Origin of the sequence: Paenibacillus sp. 1A_MP2, assembly GCF_052244825.1 — a bacterium.
Taxonomy (GTDB): Bacteria; Bacillota; Bacilli; order Paenibacillales; family Paenibacillaceae; genus Paenibacillus; species Paenibacillus vandeheii.
The window spans coordinates 2,131,865-2,147,534 of record NZ_JBQQCS010000001.1; the positions used below are offsets into that span (position 1 = coordinate 2,131,865).

Annotated in this window: 17 protein-coding genes; 16 read left to right on the forward strand and 1 reads right to left on the reverse strand. The window is 37.0% G+C overall.

From position 1 onward, the window contains the following. The first annotated feature begins 105 nt into the window (after nt 1-105). The 6 genes from ACTWJ7_RS10495 (at nt 106) to ACTWJ7_RS10520 (ending at nt 4,390) form a co-directional block, all read left to right on the forward strand. Entirely contained in the window at nt 106-858 is a 753-nt protein-coding gene (locus ACTWJ7_RS10495) for a DUF1361 domain-containing protein (RefSeq protein ID WP_443145399.1), read from the forward strand. A 102-nt stretch (nt 859-960) separates the two neighbouring features. Then, nucleotides 961-2,184 (forward strand): amidohydrolase, encoded by a 1,224-nt coding sequence (locus tag ACTWJ7_RS10500; RefSeq protein WP_301878239.1) that lies wholly within the window; start codon nt 961-963, stop codon nt 2,182-2,184. 216 nt (nt 2,185-2,400) lie between these two features. Beyond that, nucleotides 2,401-2,832: a GNAT family N-acetyltransferase gene (locus tag ACTWJ7_RS10505; protein WP_301878238.1), complete on the forward strand. Its 432-nt coding sequence runs from the start codon at nt 2,401-2,403 to the stop codon at nt 2,830-2,832. A 65-nt stretch (nt 2,833-2,897) separates the two neighbouring features. After that, entirely contained in the window at nt 2,898-3,308 is a 411-nt protein-coding gene (locus tag ACTWJ7_RS10510; protein ID WP_079350604.1) for a DUF6157 family protein, read from the forward strand. 115 nt (nt 3,309-3,423) lie between these two features. Continuing rightward, nucleotides 3,424-3,897 carry an NUDIX hydrolase gene (locus ACTWJ7_RS10515; protein WP_079350603.1) on the forward strand — a complete coding sequence of 158 codons (474 nt, stop codon included), beginning with the start codon at nt 3,424-3,426 and terminating at the stop codon, nt 3,895-3,897. A gap of 31 nt (nt 3,898-3,928) precedes the next feature. Further along, nucleotides 3,929-4,390, forward strand: coding sequence for a DUF6896 domain-containing protein (locus ACTWJ7_RS10520; protein WP_079350602.1), 462 nt, complete (start codon nt 3,929-3,931; stop codon nt 4,388-4,390). 86 nt (nt 4,391-4,476) lie between these two features. Here ACTWJ7_RS10520 and ACTWJ7_RS10525 read toward each other — a convergent pair whose 3' ends face one another. Beyond that, nucleotides 4,477-5,379: an ArsR/SmtB family transcription factor gene (locus ACTWJ7_RS10525; RefSeq protein ID WP_301878237.1), complete on the reverse strand. Its 903-nt coding sequence runs from the start codon at nt 5,377-5,379 to the stop codon at nt 4,477-4,479. Between the two features lie 789 nt (nt 5,380-6,168). Here ACTWJ7_RS10525 and ACTWJ7_RS10530 point away from each other — a divergent pair. The 10 genes from ACTWJ7_RS10530 to ACTWJ7_RS10575 all read left to right on the forward strand — a co-directional run bounded on the left by ACTWJ7_RS10530 (nt 6,169) and on the right by ACTWJ7_RS10575 (nt 15,627). Beyond that, the gene (locus ACTWJ7_RS10530) at nt 6,169-6,474 is read left to right on the forward strand and encodes a YfzA family protein (protein WP_079350601.1); all 306 of its coding nucleotides are present in this window, start codon (nt 6,169-6,171) and stop codon (nt 6,472-6,474) included. A 759-nt stretch (nt 6,475-7,233) separates the two neighbouring features. Beyond that, nucleotides 7,234-8,274 (forward strand): EF-P 5-aminopentanol modification-associated protein YfmF, encoded by a 1,041-nt coding sequence (yfmF, locus tag ACTWJ7_RS10535; protein WP_443145400.1) that lies wholly within the window; start codon nt 7,234-7,236, stop codon nt 8,272-8,274. 5 nt (nt 8,275-8,279) lie between these two features. Next, nucleotides 8,280-9,566, forward strand: coding sequence for an EF-P 5-aminopentanol modification-associated protein YfmH (gene yfmH / locus ACTWJ7_RS10540; protein ID WP_079350599.1), 1,287 nt, complete (start codon nt 8,280-8,282; stop codon nt 9,564-9,566). 108 nt (nt 9,567-9,674) lie between these two features. Next, nucleotides 9,675-10,526, forward strand: a complete 852-nt coding sequence (locus tag ACTWJ7_RS10545) for an ABC transporter ATP-binding protein (RefSeq protein WP_079350598.1) — start codon at nt 9,675-9,677, stop codon at nt 10,524-10,526. Next, nucleotides 10,527-11,177 (forward strand): ABC-2 transporter permease, encoded by a 651-nt coding sequence (locus ACTWJ7_RS10550; RefSeq protein WP_079350597.1) that lies wholly within the window; start codon nt 10,527-10,529, stop codon nt 11,175-11,177. A 308-nt stretch (nt 11,178-11,485) separates the two neighbouring features. Next, nucleotides 11,486-14,098, forward strand: coding sequence for a class III lanthionine synthetase LanKC (gene lanKC / locus ACTWJ7_RS10555; protein ID WP_301878235.1), 2,613 nt, complete (start codon nt 11,486-11,488; stop codon nt 14,096-14,098). An 88-nt stretch (nt 14,099-14,186) separates the two neighbouring features. Next, entirely contained in the window at nt 14,187-14,312 is a 126-nt protein-coding gene (locus ACTWJ7_RS10560) for a class III lanthipeptide (protein ID WP_218672001.1), read from the forward strand. A gap of 35 nt (nt 14,313-14,347) precedes the next feature. After that, entirely contained in the window at nt 14,348-14,476 is a 129-nt protein-coding gene (locus ACTWJ7_RS10565) for a class III lanthipeptide (RefSeq protein ID WP_218672000.1), read from the forward strand. Between the two features lie 33 nt (nt 14,477-14,509). Next, nucleotides 14,510-14,638, forward strand: a complete 129-nt coding sequence (locus ACTWJ7_RS10570) for a class III lanthipeptide (protein ID WP_218671999.1) — start codon at nt 14,510-14,512, stop codon at nt 14,636-14,638. Between the two features lie 155 nt (nt 14,639-14,793). Further along, nucleotides 14,794-15,627, forward strand: coding sequence for a class I SAM-dependent methyltransferase (locus ACTWJ7_RS10575; protein ID WP_301878234.1), 834 nt, complete (start codon nt 14,794-14,796; stop codon nt 15,625-15,627). The last annotated feature ends 43 nt before the right edge of the window (nt 15,628-15,670 follow it).

Consider the following 15,670-nt stretch of genomic DNA (forward strand, 5'->3'; position numbering starts at 1 on the left):
AACGATCATAAGATGTTCGCATATACCACATTTTGGGTTATGATGTACGTGGATTACTAGGAAGGCGTATTCACGGTTCGTTTTATGAAATCGATGATCGAGGGATTGGAACTGCCTCAGGCATACCAACAAGGAAAGGGAAATCGAAGCGAAGAAATGAACAATAATAAAAATACAATTTATTTAAAAATGAGTAGTGTTTTAATCGTTGCTACCATAGGTTGTCTACTTGTTGCTGTCTACTTGCGTACCAAAACAAACACGAACATGTATCAATTTTTAGCGTGGGACATTTTCTTGGCATGGGTTCCATTTATCATTTCATCTACGATTCGTTATGTATGCCATAAAAAACTTACAAGAATGAGTATCGCATTGGTTGGAGTGATGTGTGCAGGCTGGCTGTTCTTTCTACCGAATTCAGCATATCTTTTCACAGAAATTTTGCATGCATTCAGATACTTTGACCCTCAAGGGGAAACTAAGTTTTGGGTTAATATTGATTTTTGGTATAGTCTCACCCTGACGTTTGTCGTAGCTATACTAGGTTTAGTTCTGTCCATTTGTTCGATACATCAAATCCACGGATTGTTAAATAAACGACTCAGCCAATTTAGCAGCATGGTCGTTGCAGGTGTTATTTTACTCCTGAGCAGTTTAGGGGTGTACATCGGCAGATTTAATCGGTGGAATAGTTGGGATGTCCTGAAGCAGCCTGGCCTCATTTTGAAGGATATCATGACTGACTTAAGTGCAGATAACAGCATTCTGGTTGAATTTGTGGCTATGGTATTTGTGATTCAAATTTTTGGATATATTACACTTCGTATGCTAATAGGGAAGTCCAACAATATCTAAACGATAATCGTATGGATTACCAACGTTTTAACTATTTTTGCTGAATGAAGTCCTATGGTACCATTGACCACATAGACCGAGTGGAAAGAGGGAGTGACCAGGTTGAAGCAGAAATATTGGTTAACCAACGTAGCATTGGAGCAAAGTTATGTAATGGAAGACGGGCAGGTAACTGGCACCCGGACAAGCCTTGGTCATCTGCGAATTGAAGATGGAGTCATTGCAGCTATTGTGAATGGGGAAACGGATTTAACAAGCGAGTTGCCGCAGGTTGATGGTAAAGGACTTCTGCTGCTGCCTTCGTTCGAGGAAGCCCATATTCATTTGGATAAGACGTATTACGATGCACCATGGAAAGCGGTTCGACGCATCTCCAGCATTTTCGAACGTATCGAAGAAGAGAAAGTATTGCTGCCCAAGCTATTACCCGATGCGAAGCGTCAAGCGGAAAGTATTCTGACCTTGATTCAGGGGTATGGGTCCACTCATGTGCGCACTCATTGCAATATTGAGCCGGTCAGCGGGTTGAAAAGGCTGGAAGCGACGAAGCAGGCATTGGAAACATTTTCGGGCAAAATCTCCTCTGAAATCGTCGCTTTCCCGCAGCATGGGCTGCTCCGCTCTAATTCGGTAGAACTGATGCGTCAAGCCATGGCAGAAGGGGCCACTCATGTAGGTGGACTTGATCCTCACGCCGTGGACGGGCATATTGAGAAATCGCTAAATGCAATGGTCGAACTGGCTGTTCAGTATAAGGCAGGCATCGATATTCATCTGCATGAAGCTGGAGAATCAGGTAAACAAATATTATTGCAATTGACTGATTTGACTGAAGAAGCGGGGCTTCAGGGCAAAGTTACCGTTAGTCATGCATTCTGGTTTGCTCATGCGGAGCAGCAGGAAGCGGAAGATATGGCCAAGCGAATGGCTTCCCTTGGTATGAGCGTTGCTTCGACCGTGCCTATCGGTAAAATGATGATGCCACTTCCGATGCTCCATCAACATGGGGTGAACGTGAAGCTGGCGACAGACAGTTTGACGGATCATTGGTCTCCTTTTGGTAATGGAGATCAACTGGAAAAAGCGGGCCGTTTCGCCGAACTGTACGGATATAGCGATGAACGGTCCTTGTCTCAATCGCTTGCATTTGTCACAAGTGGTATCACTCCACTGGATTCAGAGGGGCAACAGGTATGGCCGAAGGTAGGGGATACGGCTAGTTTTGTACTGGTAGAAGCCAGCTGCTCGGCAGAGGCAGTTGCCAGAAGGTCTGCGCGTCAAGCGGTATGGTTTGAAGGGAATCTGGTAAGTGGGCCGGTAGAATAGAGCATACTGGAATGGATGGACCACGGGAAACCGTGGTTTTTTGTTCTGGGTCTGTAAGGAAAGAACTGCTAATCAGCAGGTGAGAAAAGGAGGAAGGAACTGTACGCATATACCACTTTTTGGGTTATGATGGACGTAGTCAGCATTTGAGCGTGAGTTGGTTCTAGGACAATGGTGATAGCATATTAAGTTACGATTTAAGTTGAGGGGTGGAACATGATGATTAGAGAGGCCGAAGCAAGGGATGTCGAGGTTATTGAAAGGCTGTACAATGAATTATTACCGAACAATCTGAATACGAAGGTACTGGCTGAGCGGATTGAAGAAGTAAGGAATAATCCCAACAGCTTCTTATTTGTTTACGAAGTTGGTAATCAGGTGATCGGGACTGCGCATTTACATATTTGTCTGGATGCATTGGTGGAGAATAGACCGTTTGGTGTAGTTGAGCGGGTTATCATTACGGAGCATGTGCAGAGCAAGGGATATGGATCTGACCTTATGAAGTATATAGAGAATGTATGCATACAGAAACAATGTGTAAAGGTGTTTCTCACCAGTGGTTCATCCAGATACGAGGCACACGGCTTCTACACGAAATTAGGATACGATGGTGAATCCAGCAAGGCTTTTAAGAAATATTTATAAAACGATTTCAAACTTGATTGTATATTCGTATCCATATTTTAATGAATAGATGGGAGGATATATTGATGAAAGACATGAACTATTATGAAACTTTTATTGCAGTAGCAGAAGATTGTCCTGTTAAAGTGGCAGAGATCCCCAAAGCCAAAAACGGCGGCAAAACCGTTCCAGTTCTACAGTATGAAATGATTGCAAACCATCCTTATCAATACACGCAAGAGGATGTTATGTTTGAAGTATTTGCGCAGCGCAATGATATCTCAGATGAACAAAGATCACTAGAGAGAACAAAGTTTTTCTCCAAGGGACAACCCTGTCTTCGCACTTCTTCGTTGGGTAAACGTTATGGTTGGGGCCTTCATCATAATTCACAAGGAAAAGTAGCGATCTACGCTGTTGAATCGGAAGCATATAAAGAGTTCTTAAATGATAACAGTTTAAAACATGTAAAGGCGATGCGTTCGAGTCGTCAATAGCTCTATCATTTAACTACCAATGCCTAGAAGTGAGAAATTAAAAGACGATGTCAGAAAGTACATTCAGACATTTAGTACAAAGGAATAAAAACAAACATAGGTTAAGGAGAAAAAAATGAAAATTCGTTCTGTCTCGCTAGCTATTTTGAGGAAAGAAGATCGCATTTTGGTTCAGGAAATTAACTTCCCTGATATTTCAACTACTTTCTACAGACCTATTGGTGGAACGATAGAGTTCGGTGAGAACAGTAAGAAAACTCTGATCAGGGAGCTCAAAGAAGAGTTAGATCAAGAGATCGAAGAGCCCCGATTAATTTCCGTTATTGAAAATATTTTTGGAGTAGAAGCTGAATTAGGTCATGAAATTGATTTTATCTATGAAGCATCATTTATAGATAAATCTCAATACAATCAGGAAGAATTTGTTGGATTAGAAGGTTCCATCCCCTATAAGGCATGTTGGAAACCAATCACTTATTTTTCAATAACAATGGATGATGTAAAGCTAGTTCCTGATGGATTGCTGGATTTGTTATTGGAAAAAGAACAGGAAAATGGGGCTATGGTAAGGCATTTAAGAACTGACTAATGGTGAAAAGAACAGGGGGCAAGAGAAAGAGATGCACGCGTTAACCAAAGAAACAACAGATGAATTACTGGAAGCGATGGACACGTACAAAAGAATTGCACAAGAACTGATCGACAAATTGATCTCGGAAACCAGCCAGGCTGAAAAGGAAAAGGTCATCAATGGAGCATACTACTTGCTTTCTAACGAGGAAGTTGTAAACGGTGAAGAATATTTGAGTGGAAAATGGCATTTCGATGTTCATGGAGAGCATTGCATGTTCGAGAATGCAGAAACAGGGCAAACGTTGGAGGTTTCTCTCGGCAGTAAAGATGATGTGGGAAACATGGACCCTTATTTTTTTTATAACTTTTTGAAATCCACTACAAACTATGAACACCTGATTGCCTATTTCAAAAATCCCTTTGGGGATATGTTGGATTTTTTCGAAAAGTTGGCGGCCCAGAATGTGCTGATTCATGTTCATGGGGTCGAGTATAGAAAGCGTCTTTAACTACGTTAAACAGTATCCCGTTCATTCAAATGGGGTATATATTTTGAAGCCAAGAACGGGATTATTCTTTAATACATAAAGAAAGATTAGCGTTGTACGCGTATGACAATATCCTGGTCATGATTGCCGAACCCGGAACCATAGAGTGTTAATCCACCGACGTTAGCCCCCTCCTCGTCAACCGTGAAACGAAGCGTCCAGAATGGTTCCTCCAGTTTGAGATCCTCGATCGTCACGTCCGACATTCGTTCTCCATCCATATACGTACCCGAGTCATCAACACGAATCGTCTTTAATAATCCATATTGATTCACATTGCGATGCCACCATGTCGGCGTATATTTGCCACGAGCAGCCCTTCCGAAATCAGCGGGGCTTGTCCAGGTTCCAAGCGAAATTCCGTTAAACGTAAATAAGATATCCGATGGCCAATGATCTCTTAAACCCGGAGCTTCAGAAGCTATTTCCACTGAAATTTCAATGGTACTGGCAGTCTCATCAGGAAGCATATAGTTAGGCGTTTTGTATTCGACATACCCCCTTCCAAACCAGAGGATGGCAGCGTGAACCCGCTCAGGATCAAGAAAGTAGCGTGGGTCATCCCAAACACCGATTTCTTTCTCGTGTGTCCCAAGACCGCAGGTAGGATGGACCTCAAATGCAGTATAGTGACCCACTGAAATTGTCTGCTCTCTAACCCTTGCTGTTCGACTAGCGGATGGCAGTTCGATCTCGATGTTATTTTGTTTGAGGAAACATAATTTGTGCGTGCCTCCATTCAGGGGTATCCTGCGGCTATCGATCAGTCCGGCTTGCTCAAGCTTGCGGATGTGCATTGTAACGATGGAGGGGCTAAGTGCTAACGCAGCGGCTATATCCTTTACATTCATTTCGCTATCTGCAATCAAATCCATGATTCTCCATCTAACCTCGCTTGCCAGCGCTTCGTATAACGGTATGAATTTTGGATCTCCGTTCGCTTTGATCATCCTTAACAATCTCCTAACCGGATCTATTGAAATCATATATATATTAATTTAACTTTCGGTGCGTCCAAGCCTAGGTTGTGAAGTTTAGCAGGTGGAAATCTGCTTGGAAAGGCTAAAGCGAAGCCACCAATAGCGATTCTTGGACGGCTGGAAGTAATTTCAGACGTTAAGCGTAGACAGCCAGACAGTAGGCCTGAAAGTGATAGAGCCTCGAAAAGAGTAAACCGGAGAGGTCGACGTTGTCGAAAGTATGGAAGACCTCTGCGCTAAAGGCAAGTAGAGACGAGCTCTCCTGGAGTCGTAGACCAGGCCTCGCAGAGCGAATTGAAGAAGTGAGGAGTGATTCCAACATTCTCCTGCTTGTATATGAAGTTGATGATCAGATTATTGGGACCTGCGAATTTACATATGTGTCTGGATGCCTTGGTAGAAAAAAGACCGTTTGGCGTGGTAGAGCGGGTTATCATACAGATCAGGCACAGACACCGCTTTTATACGAAATTAGGATATGATGGGGAACAAAGCTTTTGAAAAATATGTATAAAACCAGTTCAACATTTATGGTGTGAAGCCAACTTACATTCAGATATATAAAACAGCTAGGTGTATTCGGGAGATGGCTATATTAAAATAAAAGGATATGAAAATAATTCAATATTTAGAAAAAATAACTTGATGGTGCCGTATAAGTGTATATAATGTGGTATAGAATCCTATGTGTTTGCTATATATATATTAAATACAGAGATCAGAGTTAGGAAACAAAATTGTGAGAGGAGAGAAAATGAAATGTCATATTCCACCGAAAAACTTCATACTAATCGAGCAAAACGCTGGATGATTACAATTGGAATATTTATAATTGTACAGTTGATCTTTATCGCCATTGATGGTACTTTGCTGGAGCCTAACATAAACGATAGTGACAACGCATTTGCAAGGATAGTAAGAGGGATGTTGGAATCTAGGTTACTTACAGAATGGATTGCCCCTTATTCTTTTCCGTTTTTTAATTTATTCCTGATCATTTTTGTTGTTGCAATACTGATTCAAGCAGTAAGAGACATGATATCAACCATGTTTGCAAAAAAATAAAGCAGAGAGATGGGCAGTACTGATAACGAGTTCTTGAAAAAAGTCATAATCTGTAAGCTGGTTTCAATACGAATTGGAGCCAGCTTGTTAAAATTTAATCAAATACGCTCGTGATTGTGTAATTATGGATAAAAGGCTTAATACGCATTCTTCTTCCCACTGAAACCTCCATATTCAAGGTATTCAACCTCTTCTTTTATGATCCCATTTTCCAACTCAAGTCGCTTCACACATCAATTGTATGTGTTTACAGATAGGATTTTACAATGCATGGTTCCCTTTTTTTGGATTTTATTTGATTATAATGGCAATTATGGTGGATTATCATTTTGAGTCATGATACAATAGTGTAAAATATATGAATTTATACTATTTTGTAGTTTTAACACATGATTGAATGATATAAACATAAAAGGGCTATAGTCGTACATATACATATACATATACAATTATATATATATATATATGTATATGTAATTCTGAATTATTCTAATAAAGAAAGTATATCGAGGGGAGCAGATCAGGGTTGGAAGATATACATATAAGTTCGAAAGAATTAAACGGTTTACAGCTTCACCTATATAACACGAATAAATTTAAGACAACTAGTATAATGTTGACGATGAAAGCCCCTCTTCGAGAGGATTTAGTCACTGCAAGAGCATTAATTCCTCATATTCTGATTGGAGGATCAACAAATTACCCGGATCGCAAGCTAATACAACAAAAACTTGATGGGATGTATGGAGCAACTCTTTTTTGGATGTTCAAAAAAAGGGAGAAGATCATAACATTGTTTTTAGAATGGAGATTCCTTCGGATAAATTTCTTAATGATTCTGCTTCTTTACTGAAATCCTCTCTTGACTTATTGCATGAAATTGTTTATTGCCCATTTCTTGAAAATGGAACATTCCATTCTTTGATTGTTGAACAAGAGAAGCGCGCTCTAAAGCAACGGATTGATTCAATATTTAATGAAAAAATGCTATATGCCAATGTCCGATTGCTAGAAGAAATGTTTAAAGGTGAACCTTATCAAAATCCAGCATTCGGGAAAAAAGAGGATATCGATTCTCTCGATGCTGCGTCCATTTATCAAGTATATAAAGATTTACTTCAAAATGATCGCTTCGATTTATTTATCGTGGGTGCCTTTAACGAGAATGAAGTCAAACTAATGGTACAGGATATCTTTTGTGAAAAACATAACAATAAAATGATGAGAAGGTTTTCTTTAGATGAAACAGGTGTGAAAAATGTAAAAGTTATTCAAGATAGAATGGATGTACAGCAAGGAACGCTTCTCTTAGGTTATAGGATTTTCTCGACAATACAAGATGAGGATTATGAGGCTGCAAGAGTAGCGAATGCGATCTTTGGTAGGTTTCCATCTTCTAAGTTATTTATGAATATACGTGAAAAGGAAAGTCTAGCGTATTTTGCTCATTCACAAATTGAAAGCAATAAAGGGTTATTATTAACGATGGCAGGAATTGATTTTGATCATTATGAACGTGTCGTTAAAATTATAAGAGAACAAGAGTGTGCAATGAAAGAGGGTGATTTTACTGAGGATGAAGTTGAACAAGGTAAAGTAATGTTGATAAATTTATTACAAGAAGCATATGATTCGCCTCTTGGAATTATGGACATATTTATTCAATCTGTGGATAGTGGTCTGTCTTATGAAATAAATGATCAGATTAAAAAAATTAGTAAGGTGTCAAAAGATGATGTCATTTGTGCTGCTAATAAGTGGGAGCTAGATACCATATACTTCTTAAATAGAGAGGAGTAAATCATTTGAAGTCCATAATTTATGAAAAATTAGAAGAAAAAATATATCATGAAAAGCTCGCTAATGGACTCGAAGTTTACATCCTTCCTAGGGTAGGCTTTCACAAAACAGTTGCGACATTCACAACAAAATATGGTTCAGTAGATAAGGAATTTACTCCTTTAGGAAAAGATAGTTCCACTCAATTTCCAGATGGACTAGCTCATTTCTTAGAACATAAGATGTTCGAATGTGAGAAGTGGGATGTTTTTCATACATTTGCAAAGCAAGGAGCTTTTGTTAATGCATTTACAAGTTTTACTCGTACGTCATATACATTATCAGCTACATCTAACATAAGTGAAAATCTCATAACTCTTCTCGACTTTGTTCAAGAGCCATATTTTACAGATGAAACGGTAGAGAAGGAAAAAGGTGTAATTGAACAGGAAATAAAAATGTATGAGGATAATCCAGACTGGCGTGCTCGATTTGGAATCTTAGAAAATTTGTATAAAGTTCATCCAGTGAAAAATGATTTGGCAGGAACAATACCTTCTATAAATAAAATTACCAAAGAGGATTTATACGCTTGCTATAATACTTTCTATCACCCTAGCAATATGTTGTTTTTCGTTATTGGACCTGTAGTTCCTGAAGAAGTAATATTGCTTATTCGAAAGAATCAAGAACAGAAAAAATTTCCGGAACCTGAAGAGATTCACCGTATTTTCCCTGAAGAAGATTTCAAAGTGAATAAAAGCTCACGTGTATTGAAAATGCCAGTCCAAATACCTAAAGTTTTTGTCGGATATAAAGAAACTAACCTAACAAGACAAGGTAAAGAACTGCTAAAATATGGGCTGTCATTAAACGTTTTGCTTGAGTTGATGTTTGGGAAAAGCTCTGAGGCTTACGAGAAAATGTATGATAATGGCTATTTGGATAATTCATTTAATTATGAATATACAAGTGAAAAGAATTTTGGGTTTTCAATTATTGGTGGGAACAGTACTGCGCCTGAAGAAGTAATAAAAATTATAAGTGAAACGATTGATAGGTTAAAAATGAAATCAATAGATAAAGAAGATGCAGAACGTGTGATTAAAAAAGAAATTGGTAGTTTTTTAAGTGCCATCAACTCGCCTCAATTTATCGCTAACCAATTTACTCGTTATCAATTTAATGAGATGGACTTATTTGACGTATTGCCAACGCTTGAGAATTTAACAGAATCTGATCTTGATGATGTACTGCATTCACATTTTTCTGATGAATCAAGAACAACACTAATTGTAAAAGATAAATATTGATGCAGCTAGCCTGATCACCTCATGAGTACCATGTAGCCAGTTACATTTTTCTAAGATCTAAGGGGTTTCCGTAAACTAGCATTCCACGAAACTAATAGGAGTGAGAGAATGTCAAGTCTTTTAGAAATTAAAAATATTAGAAAATCATACGGTGGCAAGGTTGTTTTAAATGATGTCACATTCAATGTCCCATCTGGAGAAATTGTTGGTTTCATTGGTGATAACGGGGCAGGTAAATCAACAACATTTAAAATAGTACTAGGATTAATTTCTAAAGATGCGGGTACAGTAAAAATTTTTGGTGAAGAAAATATAAATAAACAACCTAAGATCAAGGAGAAGATTGGAGTCGTATTTGATGCCCCAAACTTACCTGCCCATCTTACAGTAAAGCAACTGAATAAAGTTTTTGACAACCTATTTGATTCTTGGGACCAAGACAACTTCCATCGCTTAATTAATTCTTTTTCTCTACCCATAGATAAAAAAGTAAATGAATTCTCACGTGGGATGTCAATGAAACTTTCTGTAGCTGTAGCTTTATCGCATAATGCGAAATTATTGATCCTAGATGAAGCGACTGGAGGGCTTGACTCCTCATCTAGGGAAGAAATGTTATATGAATTAAAAAACTTTGCAAGTAAAGGAAATGGAGGTATATTACTTTCCTCTCATATTATGAGTGACATTGAAAAGATAGCTAGCCATCTTGTCATTATAAAGGAGGGTGAAATTTTGCTGAACGAACAGAAAGATAAGGTTTTTGAAAGGTATGCTATTGTAGATATTGATGAAGAGAAATTAAACTTACTTAACCAAGATATAGTGGTGGCCAAAAGAGATTATGATTCTTATTACAGTGTACTTGTATCAGATAAACAACAATTACCAGAAGAAGTGGCGATTAAACCTATCTCGATGGATGAAATCAGTTTATTACTAACAAGGAGTAATGAATAAATGAAAGGTTTATTATTGACAAGTTATTACTTAGTTTATCGAAGTTCTTTTTTGTATACGGGACTAGCCATTCTATTGTCTGGAATCATTCTAAGTTTTGCAGATGCTTCAATGCACCGTTTAGTTGCAATGTTAAATATCTTGCTTATGGTGATGTCTGCACTTGACGTAATAAAGTTTGAGGGTAAGTCTGGTTATGATAAATATGTACTTACTTTGCCTGTTAGTAGAAGTAATATTGTACAAAGTCACTACCTTTTCTATTTCTTGGTCGTAATTTACGGGGTTCTATTATCATGTGGAATATTTTATCTATATGATTTAATTTCTGGCACACCAATAGACGGCATGCTCAACTCTATCTTTTTTGGGACTTTTGCAGTTCTTCTTACTGGTGCGATAAATTTTCCGCTCTACTATATTTTTGGCCCAGAAAAATCTGATTCCATAACATTGGGAAGTGTAGGTGGGGCGATAGTAATTACTATCGTTTCTCAGGACCTAGTTGGATACCTTGCAAAACATTTAACACTACCGAATTCGAATGATCCGGATCTCTACGCTCCGATCATATACTTAATAATTGGTGTTATCACTTATGCTCTATCATTATTTTTCGCTATTTTTATATACAGGAAGAAAGAATTTTAGAACAAAACTAATTCTAATGGTCTTTATTGACTACGAAGCTTCCGTTACCCACTCTCGCGGCTTTCAATTTCTTACCCTGCATTAACGTTGAAATAGGGTCAAGTTCTTTATTGGAAGGCTGCTTCATTATAAATATTCTTCTAACAACATAAATAGATTAGTGAACGTGTTTTGTGTGAATTCTTAAGCTCGTCGAATGGAGCCAAGAACCCAGATCCACTTTCTTGCTCTTAGTTAATACTTAACTTTACTACTGTATGAAATATGCAAAATGTAGTTGTAAGTTAACGCTAAATAGGAGGGTTATTATGGAAGGGAATATGCTTTACAATTTGTATTTGAAACCAAATTCTGAATACTATGGGAAAGTTGAAAGTGGCGAAAAAATGACGGGTATATACGAACTCGATGATATTCCTGATACATATGCTGTTATTTCAGAAGTGGACTCGGTGTGGAAGCACTATCATGTTAAAGGTTCAAAACTCCCAGATCAAGGATGGAAAATTCATGTTACAGCGTTATTTGATGAGTCACAAAGCTTACTAGATAAGGTTTCCAGAATATGCATAGATGAGAAGATTGAGTTCAAGCACCTTAAGGATAGACAAAGTTTTATCAAGGTCAATTCGAAGAACGCTAACCGTTCTTCTTCTGGTAAATTTATGACAATATACCCTGTGAATATCGAGGTCTTTATTAAATTGTTAGAAATGATATCTCTAGCAACCCTGGAGTTTAAAAAAGGCCCATATATACTTAGTGATAAAAGATGGAAAAAAAGCAATGTATTTTACAGATATGGAGGTTTTAAAAGTATTCTTAATGAGAATGGTGAACATTGTATTAAGGATGAACAAGGCAATTTAATTAAAGATGAAAGAACTCCCTTTTATCAGGTTCCTGACTTTGTGAAGGATTTCGACGATTATCTGAACACGTTAAATAATTCTAATGACTTAGAAAATAATGGGAATAGCAATTTAAATCGATATGAGATTGAAACCGCACTTAGCTATAGTAATGCTGGTGGGGTGTACCGTGCGACTAGAAAGAAAGATAATTTGAGAGTGATTATCAAGGAAGCTAGACCAAATGCTGGGTTGGATGGAGCAGCTCATGATGCCTTATCCAGACAAATAAAAGAATATGATGCCTTAGTAAAACTTAAAGATGTACAAGGTGTTGTGAGTTTAATTGAGTATTTTCAAGAATGGGAGCATCACTTTTTGGTAGAGGAATTTATTGAAGGTGGAGACTTAAGGCAATGGCTTGCTCAGAATTTTCCATTCTTTAGAGATGGTGAAAGCATGAGTAATCATGCTGAAAGTGTTAAAAAGATATTGTTACAACTTTTTACGTTGATAGATCAGATGCATAATAATGGAATTGCTATGGGTGACTTTCAACCTGCGAATATCATGGTGTCCGATGACTTAACCGTAAAGCTAATCGATTTTGAAACAGCTTTACCTGTAAACTCTCAAGAAAAGCCTAACATGATGACTATTGGATTTGCTTCGCAAGAAATGAAAGTGAGTGGTGCAAGAGATTGGTTTGGATTGAAGAAACTAATAAGGTATTTGGCGCTTCCAGTCCTATCTTCAGAAGTTTTAGACGACTGTCTACAATATAACCACTTTAGACGGATAAAAGAGATTTATGAAGATTCATTTTATCGTTTTATTGTAGATTTACAAGATAAATGCGACAACAGAATAAGAAGCTATCAAGAGTATCTCCCTGAAGAAATCAACCTTGCGGATAAAACAAGTGACTTTAACATATCTTCCATTACTAATAAGTTAATCAAAGGTATGAAGGAAAATTTAACAAATGATGAAAGATTCATTAATGGTGATATTCGTCAGTTTGAGATGAGCGGAGGAAAATTCAACTTTTTAACGGGAGGAAGCGGTGCTGCTTTTACACTTTCCAAAATTCAAACCACTACTGTAGAAGTTAATAAGTGGATCCAAGTTCATTTGCTGAAAAACTTATCTCGAATTGATGAAAATGGATTATTCACTGGAAAAACAGGGATGTTAGCTTTGCTATATGATACAGGCTATGAGGAAGTTGTTTCAAATGAACTGAAAAATTTAAGAGATAATATGAACGAAATTAACATTTCCTTACGCTCCGGCCTTTCAGGAATAGGTTTATTTGTAATTAGTTTATATCTAGAGACAGGAAATCATGAATATTTGCAATTCGCAAAAGAAATAGAAGAGTTAATTGAAATGAATCGAGATAACGACGGGCGGTTAAGCACGAATGACTGGATGGCGGTAGGCATAGGTTCAATTGACGGGCTATCAGGTGTATCTCTCTTTTATTCTGCAATTTACTCAGCAACTAATAATATACAGTATTTGAAAAAAGCCGAACGATTAATAAAGGAAGATTTAGAAAAGACAATATTTGATGAAGTAACCGGCTCACTACAAACATTGGATAATAGAAATCGGCAATTGCCATACCTCTCAGGAGGAACTATAGGAATCGCTATTTCAATATGGTTTTTAAACCATGTAAGTGGAAAAGATCTCTATAGAGAAGAAATGAATGCGATTTTAAAATTATCAAAGATCTGTTCCACTATTAGTGGCGGCTTATTCGATGGCGCAGGCAGCTTTCTATTGCTTCCTTCCTTGGTGAAACATGGTGAAGAACGTGAAGAAATTCTTGAAGATGTATTGAATTTACTTAATATTTTTTTAATTGATAAAAATGGATATTATGTATATCCAGGTCAGTTCTCTTATAGACTAGCCGATGATGTTTATACAGGTAGCTCAGGAATAATATTAGCATTAATGGGAATTGTCAAAGATAATCCACTCTACTGGTTACCTCTGGTTAATATAGATGAATTTACAGCAAGAACAAAAGCTAAGGATTTATTATTAACTAATTAACAAAAAAATGGACTGAAATTGCTTTCCTCACGATAGTAAGTAACTATTGCTAAAAAAATAATCTGGATTCAGGAAAGGAGGTGGAACAATGAACGCTGTATTGGAATTGCAAAAATTAGCGCATAACAAAGAGGGTAAAGGTCAAGCCGTGGAAGCAACAATAACAACATGGACCGTAACCGTTTTTCTATCAACAATTAGTAACAACTGCTAAAAAAATGATCTGGATTCAAGAAGGGAGGTGAAACAATGAATGCTGTATTGGAATTGCAAAAATTAGCGCATAACAAAGAGGGTAAAGGTCAAGCCGTGGAAGCAACAATAACAACAACATGGACGGTAACAACTTTTCTATCGACAATTAGTAACAACTGCTAAAAAAATGATCTGATTCAGGAAAGGAGGGGAACAATGAACGCTGTATTGGAATTGCAAAAATTAGCGCATAACAAAGAGGGTAAAGGTCAAGCTGTGGATGCAACAATAACAACAACATGGACGGTAACAACTTTTTTATCAACAATTAGTAACAACTGCTAAGAGAAATCTATGAAAATTATAATTGTAAAAAAAAGTGAATAATACAACTTTAATTAAAATTAATAATCACTGGTTGCTTAGCTGATCTTCAGCTAAGCAACATACCATTATCAAATACACAAAAACTATAAAAAATCATTAGGAGGATGGGGAAAATGGATAAATTATTAGAAGTAGCAAAAATTCCAGAGCCATTTGAGGAAGGAACAATACAAATCTGGCTTGACTCGGATCGGGCTGACTTAGTTTTAAAAGCTCATTTTGATGAGAATATTCCTGGCGGTAGTAGAGATAGCGGCTTTATTGATGAGACCATTGGTTTTATTAGTGAAATCGCACCTTTAGAGAACTATAAAAAAGTTATTGATTTAGGTTGTGGCCCTGGCTTCTATTCTCAGAAGTTAGCAGTTAAGGGATATGATGTTGTTGGTGTGGATTTTAATAAAAAGTCAATTGAATATGCAGTTAATGAAGCTGAAAAAAAGAATTTATCAATTGATTACAGGAATGAAGATATCACCGACATTGAGATTGAAAATGAGTTTGATGTGGCTCTACTAATTTATCAAATATATAGTGTATTTAGTCCAGAGAATAGAAAAAAAATACTAAGTAACATCCATCGTGGTTTAAAATCTGGAGGATTAATTCTATTAGATGTGTTATCAGAGACTAGTTATGAAAAATTCGAGCAAAATTTTATGTGGGGATTATCTAGAAAAAATAATCCATTTTCGGATAAAAAACATTTATCCTTATACGCCTCAATTAAATATCCTGACAATGTTTCTTTGTCAAAAAATGTTATGGTTTTTGGTGATGGTGAGGTAGTTAACTATCATTACTGGAATCAACATTTTACGATTGAAAGTATGGAAAAAGAAGCGAATGATGCTGGATTTACACTCGAAAAGATTTACGCAGATGTTAATGGCGGAGATTACAAAGCCGATAGTGAATCTTTTGCGGCGGTTTTAAAGAAGAAATAAAGATAGTAGATTAATTAAAAATTAATGAGAACAAATTATATTG

What these genes read in the sequence shown, in the direction of transcription:
- ACTWJ7_RS10560 (WP_218672001.1), top strand. Translation starts at nt 14,187, where the DNA reads ATGAACGCTGTATTGGAATTGCAAAAATTAGCGCATAACAAAGAGGGT.
- ACTWJ7_RS10570 (WP_218671999.1), top strand. Translation starts at nt 14,510, where the DNA reads ATGAACGCTGTATTGGAATTGCAAAAATTAGCGCATAACAAAGAGGGT.
- ACTWJ7_RS10530 (WP_079350601.1), top strand. Translation starts at nt 6,169, where the DNA reads ATGTCATATTCCACCGAAAAACTTCATACTAATCGAGCAAAACGCTGG.
- ACTWJ7_RS10525 (WP_301878237.1), bottom strand. Translation starts at nt 5,379, where the DNA reads ATGATCAAAGCGAACGGAGATCCAAAATTCATACCGTTATACGAAGCG.
- ACTWJ7_RS10565 (WP_218672000.1), top strand. Translation starts at nt 14,348, where the DNA reads ATGAATGCTGTATTGGAATTGCAAAAATTAGCGCATAACAAAGAGGGT.
- ACTWJ7_RS10505 (WP_301878238.1), top strand. Translation starts at nt 2,401, where the DNA reads ATGATGATTAGAGAGGCCGAAGCAAGGGATGTCGAGGTTATTGAAAGG.
- ACTWJ7_RS10520 (WP_079350602.1), top strand. Translation starts at nt 3,929, where the DNA reads ATGCACGCGTTAACCAAAGAAACAACAGATGAATTACTGGAAGCGATG.
- lanKC (WP_301878235.1), top strand. Translation starts at nt 11,486, where the DNA reads ATGGAAGGGAATATGCTTTACAATTTGTATTTGAAACCAAATTCTGAA.
- ACTWJ7_RS10550 (WP_079350597.1), top strand. Translation starts at nt 10,527, where the DNA reads ATGAAAGGTTTATTATTGACAAGTTATTACTTAGTTTATCGAAGTTCT.
- ACTWJ7_RS10510 (WP_079350604.1), top strand. Translation starts at nt 2,898, where the DNA reads ATGAAAGACATGAACTATTATGAAACTTTTATTGCAGTAGCAGAAGAT.
- ACTWJ7_RS10515 (WP_079350603.1), top strand. Translation starts at nt 3,424, where the DNA reads ATGAAAATTCGTTCTGTCTCGCTAGCTATTTTGAGGAAAGAAGATCGC.
- ACTWJ7_RS10575 (WP_301878234.1), top strand. Translation starts at nt 14,794, where the DNA reads ATGGATAAATTATTAGAAGTAGCAAAAATTCCAGAGCCATTTGAGGAA.
- ACTWJ7_RS10545 (WP_079350598.1), top strand. Translation starts at nt 9,675, where the DNA reads ATGTCAAGTCTTTTAGAAATTAAAAATATTAGAAAATCATACGGTGGC.